Genomic DNA, 19832 nt, shown 5'->3' on the forward strand with positions numbered 1-19832 from the left:
CCCGCCGGTCCGGGGTGGGAGGGTCAGCCGATGACGGCGAGGCCGTCGATCTCGACGAGCATCTCCTCGCGGGGGAGCCCGGTGAAGACGGTGGTGCGGGCCGGCAGGACGCCGCTGGTCGTGTGGGCCTCCACGAACGCGCCGTAGGCCTCGTTCATGATCGGGAAGTCGTCGCGCGTGGTCAGGTAGACGCGCAGCATCACGACGTCGTCGAAGGTGGCCCCCGAGGCCTCCACGATGGCCTTGACGTTCTCGAGTGTGCGGGTGGTCTGCGCCGCGACGTCGCCGGGGTGGAGGTACTCGTTGGTCTGCGGGTCGACGGGTCCCTGGCCGGAGACCTGGACGATCGGGCCCTTGCGGACGCCCTGCGAGAAGGTGTGCGCGGGAGCGGGGGCGGCGTCGGTGGAAACTCGTGTCTTCGCGGTCATGCCGCCAGCCTAGTAGCCTTGTTAGATGCCTCTACAAATTCCGGATCCCGTTCTCGGCGCCTGGGCGAAGGGGTTCCCGGCGCGTGCCGCGGGGCTGCGTCTGTCGGAGGTCGCCGGAGCCGGCCTGCGTCTGTCCGATCTCCGCACCCCGGTGCTCACGGTGCACGCCGATGCGCTCGCGCACAACGAGGCCACCGTGTTCGGCTGGGCCGAGCGGAGGGGCGTCCGCCTCGCCCCGCACGGCAAGACCACCATGGCACCCGCGTTGTGGCAGCGCCTGCTCGACGCCGGCGCCTGGGGTCTCTCCGTCGCGACGCCGTGGCAGGCCCGGGTGGCGGTGGACGCGGGCGTCCCCACGGTGCTCATCGCCAACGGCGTGACCGACGGCGCGGCCGCCAGGGAGCTGGGCGCGCTGCTCGCCGCCGACGAGGGTCTGCGGATCCTCTGCGGGGCCGATTCGCTCGCCGGTGTCGCGATCCTCGCCGAGGCGCTCGCCGACGCCCCGCGTCCGCTGGACGTCCTCGTGGAGCTCGGCGGCGCCCAGGGGCGCACGGGGGCGCGGACCGTCGCGGAAGGCGAGAGCATCGCCGCGGCGATCACGGCCGCTCCCGGTCTCCGCCTCGCCGGGGTGACCGGCTATGAGGGGCCGTTCGGCCCCGACCGGTCCGCGGCCTCGGTGGCGGCGGTCGACGGCTTCCTCGCCACCCTCGGCGAGCTGCACCGCCGCCTGCAGTACCCCGATGGTCTCCGCCCCGTGCTGAGCGCGGGCGGGAGCTCGTTCCCCGACCGCGCCGCCGCGGTCCTCGGTGCCGCCGCCGGAGAAGCGGAGGTCGTCCTGCGCTCCGGGGCCTTCCAGATCCACGACGACGGCTTCTACTCCCGCATGTCGCCGTTCGGGCCGGCGACGGACACCGCGCCGCTGCGCTCCGCGATGCACGCGTGGGCGCGCGTCGTGTCCCAGCCGGAGCCCGGGCTCGCGCTGCTCGACGCCGGGCGCCGGGATGTGCCGTTCGACATCGATCTCCCCGTACCGCAGTCCGTCGCCGGGGCGATCACGGCGCTCAACGACCAGCACGCCTTCCTCCGACCCGCCGACGGCGCGACCGTCGCGGTGGGCGAGGTCGTCCGCCTCGGGCTGTCGCACCCCTGCACCGCGTTCGACAAGTGGCGGGTCGTCGCGGTGATCGACGACCCCGACGCCGCCGACCCGCGCGTGATCGATGCGGTGGCGACATGCTTCTGAGCGCCGAGAAGGCGGCGGCAGGCGGTGTGCGCGTCTATCGGCGTGCCACCGTCGTCGACGGCACCGGGGCCGCGCGGTACATCGCGGACGTCGCCGTCGAGGGCGCCAGGGTCGTCGCGATCCGCCGCGAGGGCGACACCGACGGTCTCGTGGTGCCCGACGGCGCGATCGAGGTGGACGCGTCCGACCTCGTGCTGGCCCCCGGGTTCATCGACATGCACGCGCACAGCGATCTCGCGGTGCTCGACGGCGCGGCGCACGACGCCAAGATCCGCCAGGGCGTGACCACCGAGGTGCTCGGCCAGGACGGTCTGGGGTACGCACCGCTGGACGAGGCCACCGCCGCCGTCATCCCCGCGCAGATCGCCGGGTGGAACGGTCTGCCGGACGAGGTGCCCTGGCGGTCGATGGACGACCTGCTGACGGCCATCGACCGCGTCACCGTGGCCAACGCCGCCGTGCTCGTGCCGCAGGGCAACCTCCGGATGATGGTGGTCGGGCACGAGAACCGCGCGGCCACGACCGCGGAGATCGCCGCGATGGCCGACCTCCTCGGGCAGGCGCTCGACGCCGGCGCATTCGGCATGTCGAGCGGACTCACCTACACCCCGGGGATGTACGCCGACACGGCCGAGCTGGAGGCGCTCTGCCGCGTGGTCGCCGAGCGCGGAGGCTACTGGGCGCCGCACACGCGCAGCTACGGCGGCGCCGCGTTGGACGCGTACCGCGAGGCGATCGAGATCGGCCGCCGCACCGGGTGCGCGGTCCACCTCACGCACGCGACCATGAACTTCGCCCCCAACCGCGGGCGCGCCGCCGAGCTGCTGGCTCTCGTGGACGAGGCCGTGGCGGACGGGGTCGACGTGACGCTGGACACCTACCCCTACCTGCCGGGCGCGACCACGCTGTCCGCGCTGCTGCCGAGCCGGCTCGCGGCCACCGGCGACCTCCTCGGCGCCCTCGCCGCCCTCGACGCCGACGGACGCGAGGCGGTCAGGGTCGAGCTGGAGGAGATCGGCTGCGACGGCTTCCACGGGGAGGTCGCCGACTGGACGGCGATCCAGATCTCGGGCACCGCGCATCCCGCGCTGGCCGGACTCGTCGGGCGCACGGTCGCCGACATCGCCGCGGACTCCGGGCGGCGCGCCGTCGACGTGGTGATCGACACGATCCTCCTCGACGCCGGAGCCACAGGCGTGCTCATGCACATCGGCGACGAGGACAACGTCCGCGCGATCATGCGGCATCCGCGGCACTCCGGCGGCAGCGACGGGATCCTCATCGGCGCGCGTCCACACCCCCGTGGCCGCGGCACCTTCCCCCGCTACCTCGGCCACTATGTCCGCGAGCTCGGCGTGCTGAGCCTGGAGGAGGCCGTGCGCCATCTCTCGGGCACCCCGGCCGCCCGGCTCGGTGTGGACCGCGGCGATGCCCCGCGCGGCGTCCTCCGCGAGGGCGCGACGGCCGATCTCGTGCTGTTCGACCCCCGGACCATCGCCGCCGGCGCCACCTTCGACGACCCGCACGGTCGCCCGCAGGGGGTGCGCGAAGTGCTCGTCGGCGGCGTGCCGGTGGTCCTCGACGGCGAGCCGACGGGGGTCGTCGCCGGGCGGGCCCTGCGGATGCCGCCCTCGGCCGCCCGGGCGACCGTCCCGCACATCGCGGCCCGGATCGATCCGCAGGCGATGCCGTTCCGCTGGACCCCCGCGACCCCGATCACGGCCCCGCCCGCGTTGTCCGCCGCCGTCGCCCGTCTCGGCGGCGGTGCCGGCGACGCCGCCCTCCCGGCCATTCGCCTGCTCGTCGATCCGGAACTCGGCGTCACCGCGGCGGCGGAGGGACGTCGGGGGGAGGAGGCGTTCCGCGTGACCGTGACCTCCGCGGGGATCGAGATCGTCGGGGCGACCCCGGCCGGCGTGTTCCGTGGCGCCACCACGCTCCGTCAGCTCCGCGACCCCGATCTCGGCCCCACGGCGCCCGCCGTGATCCCCGCCGGGCAGTGGGAGGGTGCTCCCGCCTCCTCCTGGCGGGGAGCGATGCTCGACGTGGCGCGGCACATCCGCCCGGCGGAGGACGTCCGCCGCCTCATCGACCTGCTGGCCGATCACCACCTCAACATCCTCCATCTGCACCTGACGGACGACCAGGGATGGCGTTTCGAGGTGCCCGGCTACCCGCGTCTCACCGAGATCGGGGCGCATCGGTCGGCGACGCAGCGTGGCCACGGGCCGGAGGCGACCGTCGAGCCCGGGGTGCACGAGGGGTTCTACACCACCGCCGAGCTGCGCGATCTCGTCCGGTACGCGTCCGACCGCTTCGTGACCCTCGTGCCCGAGGTCGAGCTTCCCGGACACGTGCAGGCGGCACTCGCCGCGTATCCGGACCTCGGCAACACCGACGTCGCGGAACCTGCGGACGGCCCGTGGGAGCGCTTCGGCGTGAACGCGCGCACGCTCGCCCCGACCCCGGAGGCGCTGGCGTTCGGCCGTGCCGCCATCGACGCGCTGTGCGAGGTGTTCCCGTCGGCATGGATCGGGATCGGGGGCGACGAGGTGCCCGTGACGGAGTGGGCCGCGAGTCCGGCCGCGGCCGTGCGGATGCAGGAGCTCGGACTCGCCACGCCGCACGATGTGCAGCCGTGGTTCACGGCGCAGTTCGTCGCCCACGTGCGGGCGCGGGGGAGGACGGCGCTCGCGTGGGACGAGGTGCTGGAGGGCGACGTCCCCGACGGGGTGCGCATCCTCGCCTGGCGGGGTCCGGTCGCGATGGGCGCAGCGCTGCGGCGCGGGATCCCGGTCGTCGCCTGCCCGGACCTCGAGGTCTACCTCGACTACCCGCAGTCGGAATCCGCCGAGGAGCCGATCCGGGTCGGTCCGCCGCTCACGCTCGAGCGTGCCTACTCGTTCCGGGTCGTCGACGGCGCGGTGGGCGGCCAGGCGAACGTCTGGACCGAGCACCTGCCGACGCGGGACCGGGTGGACTTCGCGATGTTCCCCCGCCTGGCGGCGATCGCCGAGCGGCTGTGGGACGGGGGAGACCCCGCGCCGTTCGCCGACTTCGCGCGTCGTCTGCCCACGCACCTGCGGCGGCTGGCGGCGGCGGGCGTGCGGTATCGTCCGCTGGACGGCCCGACACCGGCGCAGCGGCGTCCGGGTGTCCCCGGTAAGCCGATGACGGTGGAGACGAGGGAGGGGATCGTCGCCGGGCTGGTCGAGCGGCTGCGCCGGATGGCGCAGGACCAGGCGGCACCGCCGTCCCTCTGATGTCACGTTTCGGTAACCCTGCCCGCGGAATCGCGGGGGAAGGTTGCACAATTCCTGTTCGTAAGGTCTACTAACAAACATGTCCGTTTCGGATGATCAGCGCCCGGCGGCGACGACAGACTTCGTCGCCGCGAACGCGCACGCCTTCGGCCCCGCGCGGCATCTCCGTTCGCGCACCAAGGTGCTCCCCGAGCACGCCCGCGGCCACAACCGCGCGCTCGTGCTCCAGACGCTCTACCACTCCGGCGCCATGAGCCGCGCCGACCTCTCCCGCGAGACCGGCCTCACCCGGGTGACGATCTCCGACCTGGTGGCCGAGTTCATCGCCGACGGCATCGTCGTCGAGATCGGGGTGCGCGAGGCGGTCGGTCCCGGCAAGCCCCCGATCCTCATCGACATCGACCGCGTGGGGCACCAGATCATCGGTCTCGATCTGTCCGGCCCGACCGCCTTCGAGGGCGCCGTCCTCAGCCTCGACGGCGACGTGCTGGAGCGCCGCGAGGTGCCGCGGCCGGAGACGCCGGACGGCGATGCTGCCTACGACGCCCTGCGGGGCCTCGCGCAGACCCTCGTCGAGATCGCGACGCAGCCCGTCCTCGGCGTCGGCATCGGCACGCCGGGCGTCGTGCGCCCCGACGGCGTCGTGCTCAGCTCGCCGAACCTCGGCTGGACCGACTTCCCGCTGGAGGCGAAGCTCAGCGCAGACCTCGACCTCCCGGTGCTCGCCCGCAACGACGCCAACGCCGCCGTGCTCGCCGAGTACACCTTCGGCGAGGCGGAGGCCGACTTCATGCTCATCAAGATCGGTCGCGGCGTCGGCGCCGGCCTGATCACCGGCAGCCAGCCGCTGCTGGGCAGCCGGTTCGCAGCGGGGGAGATCGGCCACGTCGTGGTCGGCACCGACGGCGGACCCCGCTGCGCCTGCGGCAAGATCGGCTGCCTCGAGGCCTGGCTGAGCGTGAGCCGTCTGCGGCAGGCGATCGAGGCCGACCCCGCGGCGCGCGACGAGATCCTCCGCGATTCCGGCACCCGCATGGCGATCGCCATCGCCCCGATCGTGGCCGCGCTGGACCTCTCCGAGGTCGTGCTCTCCGGCCCGGCGGAGCTGCTGGACGGCACGCTCATCGACGCCGCCGTCGAGACCCTCCACGCCCGTACGCTCGAGGGCGTCTTCGAGGACGTCCTGGTGCGCCTCACCCATCAGGACGACATCGTGCTCCGCGGTGCCGCGGTGATGGTGTTGTCCGGGCAGCTGGGTGTGTCATGACCCCGATGCGCACGACCGGGAACGGCACCCGATGACCGTTCCCGCCCCCGCCGACCTCGCCGGTCGGCCGATTCGCGTGGGCCTGGACGTCGGAGGCACCAAGATCGACGCCGTCGCTGTCGACCCCGCCGGCACCATCCTCGGGCGACTGCGGCGACCGACGGGATGGGGGGAGGACGCGGTCGTCGAGAGCATCGTCGCGACCGTCGTCGCGCTCGCCGACGAGATCGGCGTGCCGCTGTCCGCGGTCGGCTCCGCCGGCATCGGCATCCCCGGTCTCGTGGACGCGGAAGCCGGTCGGGTCCTCCACGCGGTGAACCTCGGCGTGGAGTCGCTCGACCTGGCGACACGCGCCGCGCAGGCGCTGGGCATCCCGTTCCGGGTGGAGAACGACGTCAAGGCCGCCGCATTGGGCGCCGCCGTGCTGAGCGACGTCGCCGGCTCGATGGCGTACCTCAACCTCGGCACCGGGGTCGCCGCCGGCATCGTCATCGACGGGCGCATCTGGCGCGGTGCGCGGGGGACCGCCGGCGAGGTCGGGCACCTCTCCGTCGACCCGCGCGGACGTCTGTGCGGGTGCGGCCAGCGCGGCTGCGTGGAGACCTTCTGCGGGGGAGGTGCGCTCGCGAAGGCGTGGGGGCGCCCCGGCGCCCTGCCCGTCAAGGACATCGTCGACGCCGCCGACGCGGGAGACCCCCAGGCGCTCGCACTGCGCGCCGACCTCTTCTTCGGGGCGGCCGCGGCGGTGCGGGTGCTCGTGCTGTCGGCCGACGTCGAGACGGTGGTCATCGGCGGTGGGCTCACGGCTCTCGGCACCCGCCTCGCGGACGGCGTCCGCGAGGCCCTCCATGCGGGCGCCGAGGCGTCACCGTTCCTGAGGTCGCTGCGTCTGGATGAGAGAATCGAACTGCTCCCCGCGGGTTCCCCCGCCGCCGCTTTCGGCGCCGCTCTGGTGGGCGCATCCATTTCTGAGAAGGAGATCGTTCCGCATGGCTGAGGTCGTCATCGTCGAGAATGCCGAGGCCGCCGGCGCCCTGGTCGCCACCGAGATCGTCGAGCTCATCGACCGCCGTCCGGATGCGGTGCTCGGCCTCGCGACCGGCTCCACCCCGCTGCCCGTCTACCAGGCTCTCCGCAGCCGCCTCGCCGGGCGCGACGTCTCGCAGGTGCGCGGATTCGCACTCGACGAGTACGTGGGCATCGATCCCTCCCACCCGGAGAGCTACCGCTCCGTCATCACCCGCGAGGTGGTCGAGCCGCTCGGTCTCGACCCGCAGCGCATCCATGTGCCGAACGGCGCGGAGGCGACGATCCAGCACGCCGGTGAGGACTACGACGCCGCCATCGCCGCGGCCGGCGGCGTCGACCTGCAGATCCTCGGCATCGGCACGGACGGCCACATCGGGTTCAACGAGCCGGGGTCATCCTTCGCCTCGCGGACCCGCGTGAAGACGCTCACGGAGCAGACGCGCGAGGACAACGCCCGCTTCTTCGACTCCATCGACGACGTCCCGATGCACTGCATCACCCAGGGGCTCGGCACCATCCTGGAGGCCCGTCACCTCGTGCTCCTGGCCTTCGGTGCGGGCAAGGCCGAGGCCGTCGCGGCAGCGGTCGAGGGACCGCTCACCGCGCTGCTGCCCGGGTCGGCGATCCAGCTCCACCCGCACGCGACCATCGTCGTCGACGAGGCCGCGGCCTCGAAGCTCCAGCTCGCGGACTACTACCGGTACACCTTCGCGAACAAGCCGGCCTGGCAGGGCATCTGACGCGGCGTCAGCGCGCGGCCGCCGGCCATGCGAGCGGCAGCAGGTGCTCGACGCTCAGCGGGGCCAGCGGGAGCGTGGCGGCGTCCGCCGGGGTGATCCAGCGGAGCTCGGCGAGCTCGGCCCGGACCTGGACGCCGGTCGGGTCGATGGTCGTCGCGAACGCCTCCGCGACGACCCGGTGACCCGGCTCGTTGGCGGCCGCGGACACGAAGCGGCCCAGCGGCCGCAGGTCGGCCTCCGCCAGCTCCAGCCCCAGCTCCTCCTGGAGCTCGCGGAGGAGGGTCTCGGCCGCCGACTCGCCCGGCTCGGGCTTGCCTCCCGGCTGCATGAACCGCGTCGTGCCGTGCTTGCGGACGACGAGGACGCGGCCGTCGTCGTCGACGATCACGGCGGCGCTCACATGGATGTCAGGCATCGGGGACGAAGACCTTTCCGGGATTGAGGATCCCGAGGGGATCGAAGACGGCGGCGATGTCCCGCTGCAGCTGCCACTGGTCATCGCCGAGCTCGTCCGCGAGCCAGCGGCGCTTCAGGACGCCGATGCCGTGCTCCCCGGTGAGCGTGCCGCCCAGACGGATCGCGGCGCGGAACAGTTCGTCGGCGGCGGCCCAGACCTCCGGTGGTGTCTGCGTGCCCTCGAAGATGAAGTTGGGGTGCAGGTTGCCGTCCCCGGCGTGGGCGACGGTCGGGATCGTCATGCCGAACTCGCGCTCGATCCGCGCGATCTCGTCGAACATGGCCGGCATGGCGCTCCGCGGCACCGAGACGTCCTCGATGAGGGTCGTCCCGAGGGAGGCCATCGCGGCATGCATCGAGCGGCGGACCGCCAGCAGTCGCTCGCCCTCGGCGGGGTCGTGCGAGACGACGGGGACGCCCTCGTGGGCCCGCAGGATCGTCGCGATCGCCTCCGCCTCCGCACGGGCGGCGGGACCGTCGGTCTGGATCGTGAGCTGGGCGGCTCCGGGCGTCGGCTCGGGGAGGCCCAGCAGGGCGTGGACGGCGGCGAGGCTCACGGCGTCCATGAGCTCCATGATCGCCGGCTGGAGCCCGGCGGCGGTGACCGCGGCCGAGCCGGCGGCGGCGGCCCGCACGCCAGGGAAGGTCGCCGTGACCGTGCAGGTCTCGCCCGGAACGAGCCGGCGCAGCTTGAGGGTGGCGCCCACGACCACGCCGAGGGTGCCCTCCGACCCGACGACCAGTGCCGTCAGGTCGAGACCGGTGACGCCCTTCACGCTGCGGTGGCCGAGGTGCAGCAGCCGCCCGTCGGCGAGCACGAGGTCCACCCCGAGGACCGCATCCCGCACGACGCCGTACTTCGCGCACAGCAGGCCTCCGGCGCCGGTGGCGATGTTGCCGCCGACCGTGGAGATGTCGCGACTGGCGGGGTCGGGCGCCCACCACAGGCCCTGGGTCGCGAGATGCGCATTGAGGTCCGCGTTGAGGATGCCGGGCTCCACCACGGCGAGGAGGTCGTCGGGCCGCACCTCGAGGATGGCGTCCATCCGGCGGAGGGAGAGGACGATCTCGCCCTCGCCCGCGTTCGCGGCGCCCGCGAGTCCGGTGCCCGCACCGCGGACGACGACCGGGGTGCGCGTCGCCGTCGCGATCCGCATGGTCTGCTGTACGTCGTCGACGCTCTCGGCATGGACGACGGCGAGGGGACGGCCGGCGGCGGCATGCCCGGAGCGATCCGCCCTGGCCTCTTCCCTGGACTGCTCGCTGACGTCCACGCGCGCGCCGAGCGCATCGCGGAGGAGCGAGACGACGCTCATGGCCGTGCGCTCACGCCAGGGCGCGGCGCCCGCTGAGGACGCCGGCGACGACGGCGACGAGCGCGAACGCGGTGCCGATCAGGGCCTGCCCCATCGACCACCAGGCGATCGTCACGCCCACGTAGATGAACAGCTCGACGATGGCGCGGAGGAACGGGTGCACGCGCAGCACGGGACGCGGCGACAGGAAGAGCGCCCACAGCAGCAGGGCCACCACGGGGGCGCCGATGCCGATCACGATGCTCCACGGGAGGTCCCAGCTGGCGAAGCCCCACAGGGCCAGCGAGCCGATCGCCGCGATGAGGACGACGACGCGCACGATGTCGAGCGCCGAGAGAGCCGGACGTTCGACGCCGGCGACGGGAGCGGGATCCGGGGTCATGCGTCCAGTCTATTCCGCGGGCGGTGCGTCCTCGGTCGGGGTCGCGGCGTCGGTCGGTGCCGTCTCCGGGGCGACGACCGTCTCCTGCGGGGCGGTCGGCGCGGGCTCGACCGGCGCGGTCTCGACGGGCGCGGTCTCGACGGGCGCGGTCTCGACGGGCGCGGTCTCCGCCGGGGCCGTCTCGGCCGGCTGGGACTCCGTCGGCATGGTCTCGACCGGGGCCTGGGTGGCGGCCTCCTCGGTCGGCGCGGCCGCCGGAGCCTCGGTGGGCGTGCTCTGGTCTTCCGCGAGCACGATCGGATCGACGGGGTCGCCGGCAGCGGCGCGCGCATCCCCCGCCGACCCCTGGGGCTCGAGCGAGTAGAGCGTCGTGACGACCGACGGCCCGGCCTCGCCCGAGGGAAGCAGGTAGCGGAAGGTGACCGGAACGAGGTTGGCGAAGAGGAACTGCAGGTGGGAGGGGCGGAGCTCGATGGTCCCGGTGCCGTCCTCGCCGAGGACGACGCGTCCGCCGTTGGTCTCGCTGCCGTCGAGCAGTGCCTGCACGATGGTGCCCGGGGCACCCGCGACCGGGACGACGTAATGCCAGTTGAGGTCGTCGTCGAGCCAGAAGTCCGCGGTGCTCCACGTCGGCGGCTCCGTGGGCAGAGCGGGCTCCACGGGGTCGACCGGATCGACGGGGTCGACCGGGTCCACGGGGTCGACCGGGTCCACGGGGTCGACCGGCGCCACCGGCGGGGCGACCTCGGGGAGGCCGGCCGGGATCTCCGGAGCGGCGGGTGCCACATCCGGCGCCGTCTCCTCGGCGGCGGGCGGAGCGGTCTCCTCCTCGACCGGGGGAGCCGGGCTCTCGTCGGCATCCGGGGTCTCGATCACCACGGGCTGCTCGAGGTCGAGCGAGGAGTCCGGCGCGATGTCGGTCGTGATCGACGACGGGTCGGAATCGGAGGCGCTGGGCAGCGAGGTCGCCGGGCTGGCCCCGGCGAGTCCCGGGACGATGGCGGCAGCGGCCACCACTCCGGCGACGACGAGGGCCGCCGATCCGGCGCCGACGACGGCGCCCATGCCCGTGAAGACCCCGCCCGTGCCGGCACCGCTCCCGGTGCCGCCGGCGGAACCCGCCCCCGAACCGGCCGCACCGGAGCCGGCCGCGGCCTGCCCGGCGCCGCCGTCGCCGACGAACACGGCGCCCGGGACGGGAGACGGCATCGCGGCCATCGCCACGAGCGGTGCGCCGCCACCCTGCAGGGCGGCGAGGTAGCCGGAGGCGCCGGTGACGCCCAGGACGAGCGGGAGCAGCACGAGGGCGAGGCGCTTCGACACGTCCTTCGCCTCGGCCGCCACGATCATGCAGCGCGCGCACTCGTCGAGGTGCAGCTCGAGGCGCTTGTGGTCGCGCGTCGCGAGGTTGCCGCGCGAGTAGGCGCCGAGGTGCTCGATCGTCCACTGGCACTCGGAGCCGGGGTTCGCGCTGCGCAGGTGCGCCTGGATCCAGGCCTCACGGAGACCTTCGCGGGCGCGGAACGCGAGCTGGGAGACCGCGCCGGCCTTCATGCCGAGGAGCGGACCGACCTCCTGCGGCTTCATCTGCTCGATCTCGGTGTACCAGAGCACCTCCTGCCACCGCGACGGCAGGCTGCGGAAGGCCTGGGCCGTGAGGCTGCGGTCGAGCGCCTCGTTCGAGGCGTGCTCGGTGCTGTCCGGGTCGGCGACGGTGTCGAGCTCGTCGATCGCGGTCTCGCGGCGGGCGCGCCCCCAGGCGGCGGCCGTGTTGCGGATGCTCGTGAAGAGGTAGGCGCGGAAGGACCCGTTGGGGCCACCGCCCTTGAGGATGGCCTGGTAGATGCGGGTGTACGACTCCTGCACCAGGTCGTCCGGGTCGATCGAGGAGGTCACCGAGCGGGCCACCGTCAACCCCGAGGGGTAGTGGCGTCTCCAGAGTTCGCCGAACGCCCCGCGGTCGCCGGAGCGGACGCGGAGGATCAGGTCGGCATCGCCGATGGTCTCGTCGGGGGTGGTGTTCTCTCGGTGCACAGTCATCCATCTGGTCCTGGGGGCGACGGATTCGTCTCCCAGGAGGAGAGACGCAGGAATGCGTCTTTCATTACGCGGTAGGACCATTGTCCCTCGAAATCGACGAGGGGGCCAGCCCCCGACCGGACTCGGAGCAGATCTTCGGGATGCGCATCCGGCCCGGCCTGGGGCCTCGGAAGGGACCGGCGGAAAGATTCTCGAAGAATTTTCCGAGAACCGCGTAATGAACCGGGGGTGCCCTCGTCTCTTCCCGTAGAGACAGCCGAAATGGACTCCACCGGGGGGCGGAGTTCCGGCGCTGGTGCGGGGGGCTGCACCAGTGGGCGGGTCGGGATCCTCGGGGGAGGAGCTCCCGGCCCCGCCCGCTCGAGCGGGAGGGAACGGGGCCGCCGATCTGGGGAGAACGGCGGCCCTCCACCCCGCACTGCGAGATGTGCGTCGCCGATCTGGGGAGTCCGGTGTGCGCGTCTCGTCCGATCGACCGGAGACCGCAACGCTGCGCGTCGCGCGAAGCGCTGCACACTCCTAGGCGGGCAGCGCCGGACCCGTCCACACTCGCGCGACGCGCAGCTCTGCGTCCAGGAGCACCGCATCGCCGACCATGCCCGATCGCAGGGCGCCCAGGTGCGCGTCCCGTCCGATCGCGTGCGCCGGGGTCTCGGTGAGGGCGCGGACCGCGTCCGGAAGGGGGACGCCCGCCGCGACAGCACGCCGCAGCGCGACGTCCTGGGTGAGCGTGGAGCCCGCGATCGACCCCGTGTCATCCGCCCGCGCCACACCGTCCTGGACCGTGACCTTCACCGCGCCGAGGTCGTAGTGGCCGTCCGCGCTGCCGGCGGCGGCCATCGCGTCGGTGATGAGCGCCACGCGCCCCGGGGCAGCGTCGAACACGAGCTTCACGATGCGCGGGTCGAGGTGCACGTCGTCGGCGATGGCCTCCAGGATCACCCGGTGGTCAGCGGCCGCGGCGAGGACGGGACCGGGAGCGCGGTGATGGATGCCCGGCATCGCGTTGAAGGCGTGGGTGAGCAGGGTCGCCCCCGCCTCGAACGCCGCGACGGCCATGGCGGCGTCGGCGTCGGTGTGCCCGACCGCCGCCGCCGCGCCCGCGGCGACGATCTGCCGGACGGCGTCCAGCCCGCCGGGGAGCTCCGGGGCGATGGTGACCTGGCGCACGGTGCCCTCACCGGCCTCCAGCAGTCGCGCGACATCGGCCGCGACCGGGTGCCGCAGGAGCGAGGGCTCGTGCGCGCCGTGGTGGCCGGGGTCGAGGAACGGGCCCTCCAGGTGCGAGCCGAGCACGTCGGCATCGGTCCGGGTCAGCGCGGCGATCGTGGCGACGCTGCGCGCGAGGTCGTCGATCGTGCCCGTGACGAGGGAGATGACCGCCCTGGTCGTGCCGTGCGCGCGGTGCAGATCCCGTCCCGTCCGGATGGCGTCCACACCGTCGTCGTAGGCGGCACCCGCTCCGCCGTGGCCGTGGATGTCCACGAACCCCGGGGTGAGCAGCGCGCCGTCGCCGGCCGCGTCCCGGGCGTCCACGACCTCGGACGCCGACTCCCAGCCCGCGCCGGTGCCGCGCGCGACGATCAGGCCGTCCTCGATGCGCACCCAGCCGTCCTCGACGATCCCGCCCCGATCGACGACGCGGGCGGAGTGGATGACGAGCGAACCGGTCGCGGAGGAGAGGGTCTTCAACGGGCGCTCCAGGGGATCTCGGGGGCGGGGTGGAAATCGACCCCCTCAGCCTTCCACAGCGGCGCCAGCGCGCCGAGCCGGGGGCGGAAGGACTCCCACGTGCGTCCGGCGCCGTGGCGCGGAGACCAGGCGACCTCCGCCTGTGCCGCCGCGCGGGGGAACACGAGCCGCTCCACCTCGTCGAGCGTGCGGGTGGTCTCGGACCACAACGGGGCCTCGATGCCGAGGATCGCCTCGTCCGGCACGTCGAGGACGGCGGTCGGCTCCCACTCGTACGCGCGACGGACATCGATGATCGCCGCCCAAGTGAGGCCCAGCGGGTAGTCCGCGGTGTACTTCATGTCGAGATACGTCGCATCCGCCGCAGACATGATGAGGGCGCCGCCGCGCTCGACGAAGTGCGCGGCCTCCTCCGCATGGGTCCCGGTCGGGGTCGTCATGCCCCAGTACTGACCGACGGTGCCGGTGGCGATGTCCGCCGCCGCACCCATCTCGTGCCAGGCCACCGGGATCTTGCCCTCCTCGACGACGATCGCGGTCGCGCGCTCCGCGAAGAGGTCGAAGTCGGCCTGGGTCGTGCCCAGGGACTCGTCCCCGCCGATGTGGATGTACGGCCCCGGGGTCATCTCCGCGAGCTCGCGCACGACATCGCGGACGAAGCGATAGGTCTCCTCCTCGTGGATGCGGACGCTGGAGTGCCCGACTCCCCAGCCCAGGTAGGGCTCGCCGGCCACGGGCAGCGGCTGACCGAGTTCCTCCGACTGCGCGACCAGCGCATCGTTCAGCACCGGTGCCTCGACCAGCTCCGGGTAGGCGACGCCGATCGCGTGCGTGTGGCCGGGGAGGTCGACCTCCGGGATCACGATCATGTGGCGCGAGGCTGCGTAGGCCACGATCTCGCGGTAGTCGTCCTTGGTGTAGAAGCCGCCGGGCGCACCGTCCGCCGCGGTCGTCGCCGCCCGCTCGGTGAGCAGGGGCCAGGAATCGATGTGCACGCGCCAGCCCTGATCGTCGGTGAGGTGCAGGTGCAGATGATTGAACTTCAGGGCGCTGGTGCTGTCGATGAAGGACTTCACGTCGTCGACGCCGAAGAAGTGGCGCGCCACATCGAGCATCACGCCGCGGCGGGGGAAGCGCGGGGAGTCCGCGATGTCGGCCCGGAGCAGTCCCCAGCCCGCGTCGTCCTCGCGCAGCAGCTGCCGCAGGGTCTGGACGCCGTAGAACAGCCCCGCCTCGTCCGCGCCGACGAGGACGGCGCGGTCGCCGATCTCCAGCGTGTAGCCTTCCGGGGCCGAGGAGGCCGGGTCGAGGATCAGCTCGATCTCGGCGGGACCGGACGCGACGGCGGAGAGCCGGAGCCCGGTGCGGCGCTCGACCGCGTCGATCAGCTGCTCGGCGGCCGGGGAGGACCCGAGCACGCGCGTCGTCGCATCGACCGGCATCCGCCCTCCCCGAGCGACGGCGGACACGGGCGCTGGCACGAGCGGGAGATCGAGAGGTAGGACCATGAACAAAAACCTATCGGCCGCAGCGCGGCAAGGGAACAGCGGGATCGAAACGATTCTGCGGACGGGGGCCCCGGCTTCGACGGGGCCGCGTGCACGATGCCGCGTATCGGCTATGCTCATAACCGTCGCGACTGGCGTCTGGGTGGACAACCACCGGGGAGCGACTGACCACGGAATTCGACCGCGCGCCTGGGCCGATAGGAACACCCTGTTCGAATCCGTCGTCACAAGGAGCACGTCATGACCGACCGTTACTTCAACGCCCCGCTGTCCGAGGTCGACCCGGAGATCGCCGAGGTCCTCGATCGCGAGCTGCAGCGTCAGCAGACCTTCCTCGAGATGATCGCCTCGGAGAACTTCGTCCCCGTCTCGGTCCTGCAGTCGCAGGGCTCGGTGCTCACCAACAAGTACGCCGAGGGCTACCCCGGCCGCCGCTACTACGGGGGCTGCGAAGAGGTCGACGTCGCGGAGGAACTCGCCATCTCGCGCGCGAAGAGCCTGTTCGGCGCCGAGTTCGCCAACGTCCAGCCGCACTCCGGTGCGTCGGCGAACGCCGCGGTCCTGCACGCCATCGCGCGCCCCGGCGACACGCTCCTCGGCCTCTCGCTCGACCAGGGCGGCCACCTCACGCACGGCATGAAGATCAACTTCTCCGGTCGTCTCTACGACATCGTCGCCTACGGGGTCGACCCGGAGACCTCCACCATCGACATGGACGAGGTGCGTCGCCTCGCGCTCGAGCACAAGCCGAAGGTCATCATCGCCGGGTGGTCGGCGTACCCCCGCACGATGGACTTCGCGGCCTTCCGGGCCATCGCCGACGAGGTCGGCGCACTCCTCTGGGTCGACATGGCGCACTTCGCCGGCCTCGTCGCCGCCGGACTGCACCCGAACCCGGTGCCCCACGCGCACGTCGTCTCCTCGACCGTGCACAAGACGATCGGCGGCCCGCGCTCGGGCTTCATCCTCACCAACGACGCCGAGCTCGCCAAGAAGATCAACACCGCGGTCTTCCCGGGCCAGCAGGGCGGTCCGCTCATGCACGTGATCGCGGCCAAGGCGACCGCCTTCAAGCTCGCCGCCACGCCGGAGTTCACCGAGCGCCAGGAGCGCGTGCTGCGCGGTGCGAAGATCATCGCCGAGCGCCTCTCCCAGCAGGACGTGAAGGACGCCGGCATCGCCGTGCGCTCCGGCGGCACCGACGTGCACCTCGTGCTCGTCGACCTCCGCGACGCCGAGATCGACGGCAAGCAGGCCGAGGACCTCCTGCACGACATCCACATCACCGTGAACCGCAACGCCGTCCCGAACGACCCGCGTCCGCCGATGGTGACCTCCGGCCTCCGCATCGGCACGCCGGCCCTCGCGACGCGCGGCTTCGGCGACGCCGAGTTCACCGAGGTGGCCGACATCATCGCCCTCGCGCTGCTCCCGGGTGCCGACATCGAGGCTCTCCGCGCCCGCGTGGACGCGCTCGCCGCGGCCTTCCCGCTCTACCCGGACCTGCAGCAGTGACCGCGGTCGTCCTCGACGGCAAGGCGGCGGCGGCCGAGATCCGCGCCGAGCTGACCGAGCGTGTCGCCGCGCTGAAGGAACAGGGCGTCACCCCCGGCATCGCCACGGTGCTGGTGGGGGCCGACCCCGCCTCGCAGCTCTACGTGGGCATGAAGCATCGGCAGTCGGAGGCGATCGGGATGAACTCGATCCAGCGCGAGCTGCCGGCCGACGCCACCCAGGCCGACGTCGAAGCGCTGATCGACGAGCTCAACGCCGATCCCGCCTGCCACGGGTACATCGTGCAGCTGCCGCTGCCGAAGCACCTCGACACCGATGCGATCCTGGAGCGGATCGACCCGGCGAAGGACGCGGACGGCCTGCACCCGACCAACCTCGGGCGCCTCGTCCTCAACGTCAACGCGCCGATCCACACGCCGCTGCCGTGCACCCCGCGCGGTGTCATCGAGTTGCTGCTGCGCAACGACTACGACCTCACGGGCAAGCACGTCGTGGTCGTCGGGCGCGGCGTCACGATCGGCCGCTCGATCGGGCTGCTGCTGACCCGTCGCGACCTCAACGCCACGGTCACGCTGACCCACACCGGCACGGTCGACATGCCGCAGTATCTCCGCGAGGCCGACGTGATCGTCGCGGCGGCCGGTGTGAAGCACCTCATCCGCGCCGAGGACGTCAAGCCGGGGGCCGCTGTGCTGGACGTCGGCGTGACCCGGGAGACCGACCCCGAGACCGGGAAGAACGTCGTCTTCGGCGACGTCGCTCCCGAGGTCGCCGACGTCGCCGGGTACCTGTCGCCGAACCCGGGAGGGGTGGGGCCGATGACCGTCGCCCTGCTCATGACCAACGTCGTCGAGGCGGCCGAGCGGACGGTCTGACCTCCGCGCCACACCGCGATTCACACGAACGCCGCAGGGATCCCCGGATCCCTGCGGCGTTCGTGCGTCTCTGCGGACTCAGGCGTGACCGTGCAGCGAGCTCTCGACACCGCTGATGCGGGCCTGCTCGTCGAAGCGGACCGTGGCCGTGCCGGAGGCATCCGTCACCGTGGCGCCCGAGAACGAGGCATCCGTCCAGGTGAGGGTCCAGCCGGCGAGGCGGGCGAGGTCCCAGACGGCCGTGCGGGCGTCGGGGAGCGGCGTCTGCGCGAGGATGCGGGGGAGGGCGGCCACCGCATCCGCCACCGTGAGCGGCGCGAGCGGCGCGTCGAGCAGGAACACCGCGCGGGTGCCGCCGTCGACGGGGGCCGAGTAGTACGGGGAGCGGCCGGTGAGCTCGACCGCCACGCCGCCGATCGTGTGCGCCGCGCGGGCGATCCAGTCCGCATCGCCGGCCGCATCCGCGGGGAAGGGGACCTCGGGGGCGGTGAGCTCGGCGATGCCGTGCTGCTCGCCGTACGCGCGGAGCTGCGCGGCGACGCCCTGCGGGTCGCCCTGGGGGTGCGCCCACGCCCAGAGCAGCGAGCGCGGACCCGGCGCGATCGTCGCGATGAGATGCGCGCGGGTCACGAGCTGCCGGGTCGGGTCGGCGTTCGCGGTGAAGGTCAGGGTTCCCGCCGCGAGGTCCGCGTCCCAGCGGTGCTCGCCGAGCGCATCGGCGGCCGCGGAGAGGGCGTCCTGGCGGAGCGCGGTGAAGAGAGCGGCACGGTCGGCGAGGGGCTGCAGCGGGGGGAAGGTCATGACCACAGTCTCCCCGGAATTGCTATGAATCCGCCACTTCCGCGTGCTCCACGACGGCGGCCGCGGGGCGCCCCATCCGCCATACCGCGGGCACGAGCAGTGTGACCAGAGCGATCGTGGCATAGAGGACCGCGGAGGTGGTGAGCACGGTGGCCGGATCCGCGTGCGTGACGAGCCAGCCGTACACGAGCGTCCCGATGGGCATCACCACGAAGCTGCCGAGCATGTCGTAGCTCGCAACCCGGGAGAGCTTCTCGCCGGGGACGTTCTCCATCATGGCGAGGTTCCAGCCGGTCGCGAAGACCTCGGCCCCGGCTCCGGCGACGAACGCGGCCATCGCCAGCAGGACCACGGCCGGATGCACACCGAGGAGCGTGAGTGGCAGCGCGAACACCGCCATCCCGATCATCCCGTAGCGCAGCGGCCGGCGGAGCGGCACCCACATCAGCAGGAGGGTCATCACCAGGACCCCTGCCCCCTCCGCGCTCACGACCCACCCCCAGCCGGAGATGCCGAGCCGATCGTCGTTCTTCGCGATGTACGGTCCGACCACGCCCCAGGCGCCCACGTGGATCGCGTTCATGACCATGAAGGCCAGCACGATGGTCCACAGCCAGGAGCGGCTCCAGAACTCGTGCCAGCCCACCCGGAGGTCGTGGAACATCGTGGCCCCGCCGGTCCCCGCGGGCGGTGGGAGCTTCACGAGCGCGAGGACCGGGATCGCGAGCAGCCAGCCCGCCGCCTGCACGACCATGGCCCAGGCGGGTCCCGCGGTCGCCACCAGCACCCCGGCGATGACCGGGCCGCCGATCGTGACGGCCGAGCGGACGAACGACAGCATCGCGTTCGCCTGCTGGAGGTGCGCGGGGGTGGTCAGCTGCGGGATGATGCCCTGCATCGCCGGGAGCACGAACGCGGACGAGGCGCCGTTGATCGCGGACAGCACGGCGAGGAGCGGGACCGTGGCCGTGCCGGTGAACAGCAGGGCGGCCATCGCCCCGACCGACAGGATGTCCACGACGTAGCAGGACTGGATGATGAGGGCGCGGGGGAGCCGGTCGGCGACGACGCCGCCGAACAGGACGAACACGATATTGCTGATCGTGAAGGCCGCCAGCACGATCGAGAGCGACCGCGCGTCGTTGTCGATCTCCAGCACCGCGAACGCCAGCGCGATGGCCGACATCGAGCCCGTGACGAGCGTCAGGGCACGCGCGAGGAAGAACCACCGGAAGTTGCGGTCCTGCATCGCCGCCAGTCTGTGCACCGGCTCATCC

The 19832-nt window shown here is 72.9% G+C and carries 16 protein-coding genes and 1 riboswitch; of the genes, 7 read left to right on the forward strand and 9 right to left on the reverse strand.

The window, feature by feature from the left end; genetic code table 11:
• Positions 1 to 23: 23 nt before the first annotated feature.
• The gene (locus KAF39_RS08580) at positions 24 to 428 is read right to left on the reverse strand and encodes a RidA family protein (protein ID WP_210676876.1); all 405 of its coding nucleotides are present in this window, start codon (positions 426 to 428) and stop codon (positions 24 to 26) included.
• Positions 429 to 453: 25 nt separating this feature from the next.
• Between KAF39_RS08580 and KAF39_RS08585 the strand changes: the two genes are divergently transcribed.
• From KAF39_RS08585 to nagB, 5 genes are all read left to right on the forward strand, one after another.
• Positions 454 to 1671, forward strand: coding sequence for an alanine racemase (locus tag KAF39_RS08585; protein ID WP_210676877.1), 1218 nt, complete (start codon positions 454 to 456; stop codon positions 1669 to 1671).
• Positions 1662 to 4934 carry a family 20 glycosylhydrolase gene (locus tag KAF39_RS08590; RefSeq protein ID WP_210676878.1) on the forward strand — a complete coding sequence of 1091 codons (3273 nt, stop codon included), beginning with the start codon at positions 1662 to 1664 and terminating at the stop codon, positions 4932 to 4934. Before KAF39_RS08585 ends, KAF39_RS08590 begins: the two co-directional genes overlap by 10 nt.
• Positions 4935 to 5013: 79 nt before the next feature.
• Complete coding sequence (locus KAF39_RS08595; protein WP_210676879.1) at positions 5014 to 6201, forward strand: ROK family transcriptional regulator; 1188 nt, start codon at positions 5014 to 5016, stop codon at positions 6199 to 6201.
• A 31-nt stretch (positions 6202 to 6232) separates the two neighbouring features.
• Positions 6233 to 7198 carry an ROK family protein gene (locus tag KAF39_RS08600; RefSeq protein ID WP_246878263.1) on the forward strand — a complete coding sequence of 322 codons (966 nt, stop codon included), beginning with the start codon at positions 6233 to 6235 and terminating at the stop codon, positions 7196 to 7198.
• A complete protein-coding gene (gene nagB, locus KAF39_RS08605) occupies positions 7191 to 7970 on the forward strand; it encodes a glucosamine-6-phosphate deaminase (protein WP_210676880.1) in 780 nt (259 codons plus the stop codon). Before KAF39_RS08600 ends, nagB begins: the two co-directional genes overlap by 8 nt.
• A gap of 7 nt (positions 7971 to 7977) precedes the next feature.
• Here nagB and KAF39_RS08610 read toward each other — a convergent pair whose 3' ends face one another.
• The 6 genes from KAF39_RS08610 to KAF39_RS08635 all read right to left on the reverse strand — a co-directional run bounded on the left by KAF39_RS08610 (position 7978) and on the right by KAF39_RS08635 (position 15364).
• Positions 7978 to 8385: an NUDIX domain-containing protein gene (locus tag KAF39_RS08610; RefSeq protein WP_210676881.1), complete on the reverse strand. Its 408-nt coding sequence runs from the start codon at positions 8383 to 8385 to the stop codon at positions 7978 to 7980.
• Entirely contained in the window at positions 8378 to 9742 is a 1365-nt protein-coding gene (locus KAF39_RS08615) for an FAD-binding oxidoreductase (protein WP_210676882.1), read from the reverse strand. The genes KAF39_RS08610 and KAF39_RS08615 overlap by 8 nt, the downstream gene beginning before the upstream one ends.
• A gap of 10 nt (positions 9743 to 9752) precedes the next feature.
• Positions 9753 to 10124, reverse strand: coding sequence for a YrdB family protein (locus KAF39_RS08620; protein WP_210676883.1), 372 nt, complete (start codon positions 10122 to 10124; stop codon positions 9753 to 9755).
• 9 nt (positions 10125 to 10133) lie between these two features.
• Positions 10134 to 12164 (reverse strand): sigma-70 family RNA polymerase sigma factor, encoded by a 2031-nt coding sequence (locus KAF39_RS16140; RefSeq protein ID WP_210676884.1) that lies wholly within the window; start codon positions 12162 to 12164, stop codon positions 10134 to 10136.
• Between the two features lie 519 nt (positions 12165 to 12683).
• Entirely contained in the window at positions 12684 to 13856 is a 1173-nt protein-coding gene (nagA, locus tag KAF39_RS08630; protein WP_210676885.1) for an N-acetylglucosamine-6-phosphate deacetylase, read from the reverse strand.
• Positions 13853 to 15364, reverse strand: a complete 1512-nt coding sequence (locus KAF39_RS08635) for a family 20 glycosylhydrolase (RefSeq protein ID WP_210676886.1) — start codon at positions 15362 to 15364, stop codon at positions 13853 to 13855. Before KAF39_RS08635 ends, nagA begins: the two co-directional genes overlap by 4 nt.
• Positions 15365 to 15481: 117 nt before the next feature.
• Positions 15482 to 15566: riboswitch (ZMP/ZTP riboswitch) on the forward strand.
• Positions 15567 to 15604: 38 nt separating this feature from the next.
• Between KAF39_RS08635 and glyA the strand changes: the two genes are divergently transcribed.
• Positions 15605 to 16879 carry a serine hydroxymethyltransferase gene (gene glyA / locus KAF39_RS08640; protein WP_210676887.1) on the forward strand — a complete coding sequence of 425 codons (1275 nt, stop codon included), beginning with the start codon at positions 15605 to 15607 and terminating at the stop codon, positions 16877 to 16879.
• The gene (locus KAF39_RS08645; protein WP_210676888.1) at positions 16876 to 17754 is read left to right on the forward strand and encodes a bifunctional methylenetetrahydrofolate dehydrogenase/methenyltetrahydrofolate cyclohydrolase; all 879 of its coding nucleotides are present in this window, start codon (positions 16876 to 16878) and stop codon (positions 17752 to 17754) included. The genes glyA and KAF39_RS08645 overlap by 4 nt, the downstream gene beginning before the upstream one ends.
• 78 nt (positions 17755 to 17832) lie before the next feature.
• Here the strand turns inward: KAF39_RS08645 and KAF39_RS08650 are convergent, their stop codons facing one another.
• Complete coding sequence (locus KAF39_RS08650; RefSeq protein ID WP_210676889.1) at positions 17833 to 18555, reverse strand: DUF6882 domain-containing protein; 723 nt, start codon at positions 18553 to 18555, stop codon at positions 17833 to 17835.
• A gap of 22 nt (positions 18556 to 18577) precedes the next feature.
• Complete coding sequence (locus KAF39_RS08655) at positions 18578 to 19822, reverse strand: MFS transporter (RefSeq protein WP_210676890.1); 1245 nt, start codon at positions 19820 to 19822, stop codon at positions 18578 to 18580.
• Positions 19823 to 19832 lie beyond the last annotated feature (10 nt).

Origin of the sequence: Microbacterium sp. BLY (assembly GCF_017939615.1) — a bacterium.
In the GTDB taxonomy this organism is placed as follows: Bacteria; Actinomycetota; Actinomycetes; order Actinomycetales; family Microbacteriaceae; genus Microbacterium.